The sequence below is a fragment of the Reyranella sp. genome (assembly GCF_030651995.1).
Lineage (GTDB): Bacteria > Pseudomonadota > Alphaproteobacteria > Reyranellales > Reyranellaceae > Reyranella.
The window spans coordinates 1-6705 of record NZ_JAUSBN010000029.1 but is presented as its reverse complement, the minus strand read 5'-3'; the positions used below and the strand labels follow the sequence as shown (position 1 = coordinate 6705).

The window sequence follows — 6705 nt, the reverse complement described above, 5'->3', positions numbered from 1 at the left end:
GACGGCGTTGGCGCGACGCAGCGACAGCGCCATGTTGTAGGCCTCGGTGCCCGACGTATCGGTGTGACCCGTCGCCGTGATGCGGGCGTTGCCCTTCGTCTTGTAGGCCGAGGCGGCCTGGCGGATCGTGGTCAGCGCCTGGTCCGACAGGTTGGCGCGATCCCAGTCGAAGAACACCATGAACGACGGCGGCGCGACCATCGACGGAGCCGGTGGGGGCGGCGGCGGCGGCGGCGAGACGAACTTGTAGCTCACGCCGGCGAGCGCGAGGATGTTGTTGTTCTGGAAGGTCACGTTGCCAAACGGCGTATTGACGCTCGGATTCGTCGTGCCGACGTAGCGCCCTTCGATCATGAACCGGAGCTGCTCGTTCACATTGTAGGCAACGCCGAGAATGCCCTGATAGGCGAACTGCGTGCTGCCCAGCGCACTGTTGCTGTCGACGAAAGCGACACCCGCGCCGGCACCGATATACGGCGTGATCACCGAGGTCGGCATGAAGTCGTACAGCAGGTTCGCCATAACGTTGAGCTGGCCGACCTTGCCGTTGATCGCCGAGCCCGGAATGTTGGCGGAGGTCGGGATCTGGCCGTAGCCGACCTCGAGTTCGAGGCGCGGGCCGACGAAGTCGTAACCGGCCTTGCCGCCGACCGCCCAACCCGTCCAGGTGTCGACGTTCGATGTCGAACCGATGAACCAGGCGGCACCGCCACCGGCACCGATGTAGAAGCCTTCCTGCGCATTGATCGACTGCGCCTGCACCGCGGCCGGCGCCAAAACCATCAATGCCGCTGCAAAGAGTTTCTTCATCCGTCTAACCCCGTTCGTTAAGGAACCACGACCGAACAACTCCCCCGCCATGATTTGGTTGCATTGCCGCCCCAGTCGCCGCGGTGCCGCCGACAACCGGTGCATTCGCTCGGCGAAAGGTGAGTTCTACGAGCGCCTTGTCGCCTCGCGCCTTCGCCCGCATCATCGCCGCCATGGCCAGCTACCAGCACATCTCGGTTTCCCCCATCGCCGGCGCCCTGGGCGCGGAAATCGGCGGCGTCGACATCGGCGGCGGCGTCGACGATGCGACGATCGCCGAGATCCGCCGTGCGTTGCTCGAGCACCTTGTGATTTTCTTCCGCGACCAGAGACTCGACGATGCCAGCCACAAGGCCTTCACCCGCCGATTCGGCGAGATCTTCATCCATCCCAACTTCAACACCGGCACCGGCGATCCGGAGATCGTGCGCGTCGTGCGTGCACCCGGGGATGAGCGGATCGTGGGCGAAGAATGGCACTCCGACACAACGATGATGCCCGAGCCACCGATGGGCGCCATCCTCTATGCGCTCGACGTGCCGCCCTATGGTGGCGACACGCTGTTCGCCAACCAGTACCTCGCCTACGAGAGCCTCTCGGACGGCATGAAGTCAATGCTGTCCGGCCTGCGCGCCGTACACAGCGATGTCCGCGTCGCCGGCCCGCAGGCCGGGATGAACGCGCGCCGCGCGATCAAGGTGCGCGAGGATTCGAACTGGCGGCCGACCGAGAGCGTGCATCCGGTCGTGCGAACGCATCCCGAGACCGGCGCTAAGTGCCTGTTCGTGAACCACTCCTATTCATGCCGTTTCGAGAACATGACCGAGCGCGAGAGCAAGCCGCTGCTGGACTTCCTCATGGATCACGGTCACCGCCCGGAGTTCACCTGCCGCTTCCGCTGGGAGGCCGGCTCGATCGCCTTCTGGGACAATCGCTGCACCAAGCATCTGGCGATCCACGATGCCGGCCCGTTCCACCGCCGCATGCAGCGCACGCAGATCGCGGGCGACGCCGTCGTCTAGGCCGGACGAGTAACAAAAGCCCGTCGTCCTGAGCGGAGCCGCTCTTGGGCGGCGTAGTCGAAGGACCTCTTATCCGACGCACGGTGTATCGAAACGAAAAGAGGTCCTTCGACTACGCTGCGCTTCGCTCAGGACGACGGAAACTCTGACGTGCGGGCTTCCGGCGAAGGCGCTCGCTACTTCTTCTCGATGTTCCAGAAGACCGGCACGGGCGAGACGACGCTGCCGGTCACGTTCTTCCGGATCGCCATGGCGTTGTTGTACTGACCGAGGAAGGCATGGGTCGGCACTTCGGCGGCGCGAAGCTGGAGCTTCTCGACGATCTCCTTGCGCTTGGCCTCGTCGGTCTCGTCGGCGAAGGCGTTGCGCAGGCGCGTGATTTCCTCGTCGCACGGCCAGCCGAACCATGCCTTGTCGCAGGCCGCGCTGATGAAACTGTAGGTCAGCGGATCGAGCGAATCGGCACCCGACGTCGAAGTGATGAGCACATTCCAGCCGCCCTTGTCCGGCGGATCCTTCTTGGCGCGGCGCGAGACCAGCGTCTGCCAGTCCATCGATTGCATGTCGACCTTCATGCCGGCCTTTTCCATCAATGACTTGGCGATCGGCGCCATGTTCGTCAGCACGTACAGATCGGTCGAATGCAGCAATACGACTGGCGTGTTGTCGTAGCCGCCCTCGGCCAGAAGCTGCTTGACCTTGGCGAAGTCGCTTTCGTACTTGTCGGCGAAACCCGCCGTCGTCTCGTAGGGCCCGCCACACATGAACATCGCCTTGCAGACCTTGTAGTACGTGGGGTCGCCGATGACGCCGTTCAGGAAGTCCGTCTGGTTCAGGGCGTAGAGCATCGCCTGCCGGTTCTTGGCATTGTCGAACGGCTTGTGGAGCTGGTTGAAGCGATAGATGTACTGGTTACCCCACTTGTTCGTTGTCACCATCGAGACGTTGCGGTCCTTCTTCAGCAGCGGATAGAGGTCGTGCTGCGGCGACTCGATGATGTCGATCTCGCCGGCCTGCAGCGCATTCACCGCTGTCTGCTGGTCGGGGATGGCGACCCACTCGACCCTGTCGACCTTGGCGATCTTGCCGCCCGCCAGGCCGGAGGCCGGCTCGGACCGCGGCTTGTACTTGGGGTTCCTGACGTAGACGGTCTTGTCGCCCGGCTTCCACTCGTCGGCCTTGAAGATGAAGGGGCCGGAGCCGACGAACTCCTTGATCTGGTCGTTCGGCGAGGTCTCGGCGACCCGCTTGGGCATGATGAAGGGATTGCCCGAGGGCTTGGACAGGGCCTGCAGCACGACGCCGGTCGGCGCCTTCAGTACGATCTGGAAGGTCTTGGCGTCGACCGCCTTCAGGTCGGCGACCTTGGCCCACAGGATGTTGCCCAGGCTGTCGCGCGACGCCCAGCGCTTCAGCGAGGCGATCACGTCCTCGGTCGTGACCGGCTGGCCGTCGTGGAATTCGAGCCCGTCGCGCAGAGTGAACGTCCAGGTGAGCTTGTCGTCGCTCATCTTCCAGGTGTCGACCATCTGCGGCTTGATCTTGAGATCGCCGTCCAGCGCGAACAGCGTGTCGTAGATCATGTAGCCGTGGTTGCGGACGATGAAGGCCGTGGTCCAGATCGGATCGAGGATCTTCAGATCCGAATGCGCCACGACCCGCAGCGTCGTCGGCTGCTGCGCCATCGAAACGGCCGGCATCGACAGGCCGAGCGCCGCAATCATTCCCAGCATTCTTCTGTGCATTTGTGCCTCCTTACCGGTTGTCCGCGAGGATCATTCCAGCCGCCTTGTCGGCGATCATGATCGTGGGGGTGTTGGTGTTGCCCGAGGTGATGGTCGGCATGACCGATGCGTCGACCACCCGCAGCCCCTGCAGGCCGATGACCCGCAGCCGTTCGTCGACCACGGCATGCGGATCCGAGGGAAGGCCCATCTTCGCCGTGCCCACCGGATGGAAGATCGTGGTGCCGATGTCGCCGGCGGCCTTGGCGAGAGAGGCATCGTCGTCGCCGACGGACGGTCCCGGCAGATACTCCTCCGGCCGGTAGGGCTGCAGGGCCGGCTGGTGCATCAGGCGCCGCGTCACGCGGATCGCGTCGGCCGCCACGGTACGGTCCTCGTAGGTCGCGAGATAATTGGGCGCGATCAGGGGCTTGGCCGACGGATCGGCCGAGCGCAGCCTGATCGTGCCGCGCGAGGTCGGGCGCAGGTTGCAGGCGCTCACCGTGATCGCCGGAAAGCGATGCAGCGGCTCGCCGAACTTGTCGAGCGACAGGGGCTGCACATGGAATTCGATATTCGACCTTTCCTGATCCGGCGAGGAGCGCGTGAAGATGCCGAGCTGAGAGGGCGACATGGTGAGCGGCCCCTTCTGCAGCAATGCATATTGCATGCCCATCAGCGCCCGGCCGACCAGCGAGTGATAGGTCGTGTTGAGCGTCTTCACGCCGTTGACCTTGTAGATGGCCCGCTGCTGCAGATGGTCCTGCAGGTTCCGTCCGACGCCCTCGCGCGCGTGCAGCACTGGAATGCCGACCTCGCCCAGCCAGTCGGGGGCGCCGATGCCGGAGAGCTGCAGGATCTGCGGCGAGCCGATCGCGCCGGCCGCCAGGATGACCTCGCCCCTGGCCCGCGCCTCGACGAGGCGGCCGTCCTGGCGATAGAGCACGCCGGTGCAGCGCTTGCCCTCGAACGACAGCTTCTCGACGAGCACGCCGGTTTCCAGCGCAAGATTCGGCCGCTTGAGCACCGGCTTCAGGAAGGCCCGCGCCGCCGACATGCGGATGCCGCGCTTCTGGTTCACGTGGAAATAGCCGACGCCGGTATTGTCGCCGGTGTTGAAGTCTGAAGTCTCCGGGACGCCCATCTCGGTGGCCGCGCGGATCACCGCGTCGAGCACTTCCCAGCGCACCCGCGATTCCTCGACCCGCCATTCGCCGCCCGCGCCGTGATGCTCGGTCTCGCCCAGGAAATGGTTGTCGAGCTTGCGGAACACCGGCGCGACGTCTTCCCAGCCCCAGCCGGTGAGGCCGAGCTGGCGCCAGTGGTCGTAATCCTGCGACTGGCCGCGCATCGAGATCATGCCGTTGATCGCCGAGCAGCCGCCGATCACCTTGCCGCGCGGGTAGTTGAGCGCGCGGCCGTTGAGCCCGGGTTCCTTCTCGGTCTGGAACATCCAGTCGGCGCGCGGATTGCCGATCGCGAAGAGGTAACCGGCCGGAACGTGGAACCAGATCCAGTTGTCCCGCCCGCCCGCCTCCAACACCAGCACGCGGTTCTTCGGATCCGCCGAGAGCCGGTTCGCGAGCACGCATCCGGCCGAGCCGGCGCCCACGATGATGTAGTCGAAGTCGCCGTCGAGTCGGGAAGGAGTCGTGTCAGTCATCGTGCGATGCCTAGCACACAAGCCGACCCGCGAAACAGTAGGGGCATTGCTCCGCCTGACAGACGGCGCATAATTCCGACAGCAAATCAAAGGGAGCCAACGCCATGCAATACAAGCGCATTTCGGCCGATAGCCACCTCGACCTGCCGTGGATGCCGCCCGACCTGTTCACGTCGATGGCGCCGCGCGACCTCAAGGACCGCATGCCCTACGTCACCGAGACCGACGAGGGACCGAAATGGGTGGCCAAGAACGGCGCCTCGTTCGGCTTCAAGAACGGCGTCGGCCCGTCCGGCTCGAAGTTCGTGCCCGGCAAGCATGGCCGTGTCGACATCATGGCCGAGACCGGCCTCTACGCCGACGGCGCCAAGGACATCCGTCGGATTTCAGACCCGCACTTGCGCATAAAAGACCTCGATCGCGACGGCGTCGACGCCGAGGTGATCTACGGCATCCTGGGCGCCGCCAGCCGTCTCAACGACCGCGAGGCCGGCAACGAGATGCTGCGCATCTACAACGACTGGCTGAAGGATTTCTGCAGCCACTATCCCGACCGGCACATCGGCCTGGCCTGCCTGCCCTATGGCGACATCGATGCCGCGGTGAAGGAGATCCACCGGGTTGCCAAGATGGGCATCAAGGGCCTCGAGCTCTCCTGCTCCTGGGACATGGAGCCGATGTGGCATCCGATGTGGGATCCGCTGTGGAAGGCGGTGAACGACGTGCAGCTGCCGTTGCACTTCCACACCTTCCCCAACGTTCCGCCCGGCACCATCGAGAAATATCCCGGGCGCGTCGGCCGCTCGGTGTTCTTCACCGTGGTCTCCGGCTTCCAGATGAACCTGGTGAACATCCTGGCCGCCATCATGGGCGCCAACGTGCTGGAGCGTTTCCCCAACGTCCGCATCGCCTTCGGCGAATCGGGCTGCGGCTGGATTCCCTACGCGCTCGACCGCATGGATTTCGAGTGGGAGGACCGCTTCACCGACCTCGGCATGAAGATGAAGCCGTCGGACTACTGGCGCCGCCAGTGCAAGGCCACGTTCCAGTTCGACCGCATCGGCGCCAAGCTGATCGACGACATGGGCGCGGAGAGCCTGATGTGGGGCTCCGACTACCCGCACGGCGACGGCGTCTGGCCGCACTCCGACAAGTACATCAAGGAACAGTTCGCCGACGTCCCGGCCGAGCAGGTCAAGATGATCACCTGCACCAACGCCGGCAAGTTCTACGGGCTGATCAACTAGGGTCTTTCCGCTTCAAGTTCATCCACACACCACCCTCATCCTGAGAGGCTGACCGGAAATGAACTGAATCGATTCAAGCACTTACCTCATCCTGAGGAGCGCCGCCCCGCGGCGCGTCTCGAAGGATGGGCAACGGACGGGGTGCTCGTTCCCACCCCAGCGCGGAGGTTACTCCGCGCGACGAGACGCATCGCTGCGCGATGCTCCTCAGGGTGAGGTTATCGGGCCCGTTCATAGTC

General features: G+C 64.5%; 5 protein-coding genes. 2 read left to right on the top strand and 3 right to left on the bottom strand.

The genetic code is table 11. From position 1 onward, the window contains the following. Window positions 1-810, bottom strand: an 810-nt coding sequence (locus tag Q7V45_RS08025; protein ID WP_304849790.1) for an OmpA family protein, incomplete at its 3' end; no start/stop codon positions are given. Window positions 811-929: 119 nt separating this feature from the next. On the opposite strand from Q7V45_RS08025, the gene Q7V45_RS08020 reads away from it, so the two are divergent. Further along, on the top strand, window positions 930-1832 hold the full coding sequence (locus tag Q7V45_RS08020) for a TauD/TfdA family dioxygenase (protein WP_304849787.1): 903 nt from the start codon (window positions 930-932) through the stop codon (window positions 1830-1832). Window positions 1833-2008: 176 nt separating this feature from the next. Here the strand turns inward: Q7V45_RS08020 and Q7V45_RS08015 are convergent, their stop codons facing one another. Together Q7V45_RS08015 and Q7V45_RS08010 are read right to left on the bottom strand one after the other, a co-directional pair. Next, entirely contained in the window at window positions 2009-3577 is a 1569-nt protein-coding gene (locus Q7V45_RS08015; RefSeq protein WP_304849784.1) for an ABC transporter substrate-binding protein, read from the bottom strand. 10 nt (window positions 3578-3587) lie between these two features. Continuing rightward, window positions 3588-5219 carry a GMC family oxidoreductase gene (locus tag Q7V45_RS08010; RefSeq protein WP_304849781.1) on the bottom strand — a complete coding sequence of 544 codons (1632 nt, stop codon included), beginning with the start codon at window positions 5217-5219 and terminating at the stop codon, window positions 3588-3590. 104 nt (window positions 5220-5323) lie between these two features. Between Q7V45_RS08010 and Q7V45_RS08005 the strand changes: the two genes are divergently transcribed. After that, a complete protein-coding gene (locus Q7V45_RS08005; RefSeq protein ID WP_304849778.1) occupies window positions 5324-6466 on the top strand; it encodes an amidohydrolase family protein in 1143 nt (380 codons plus the stop codon). Window positions 6467-6705: the final 239 nt, after the last annotated feature.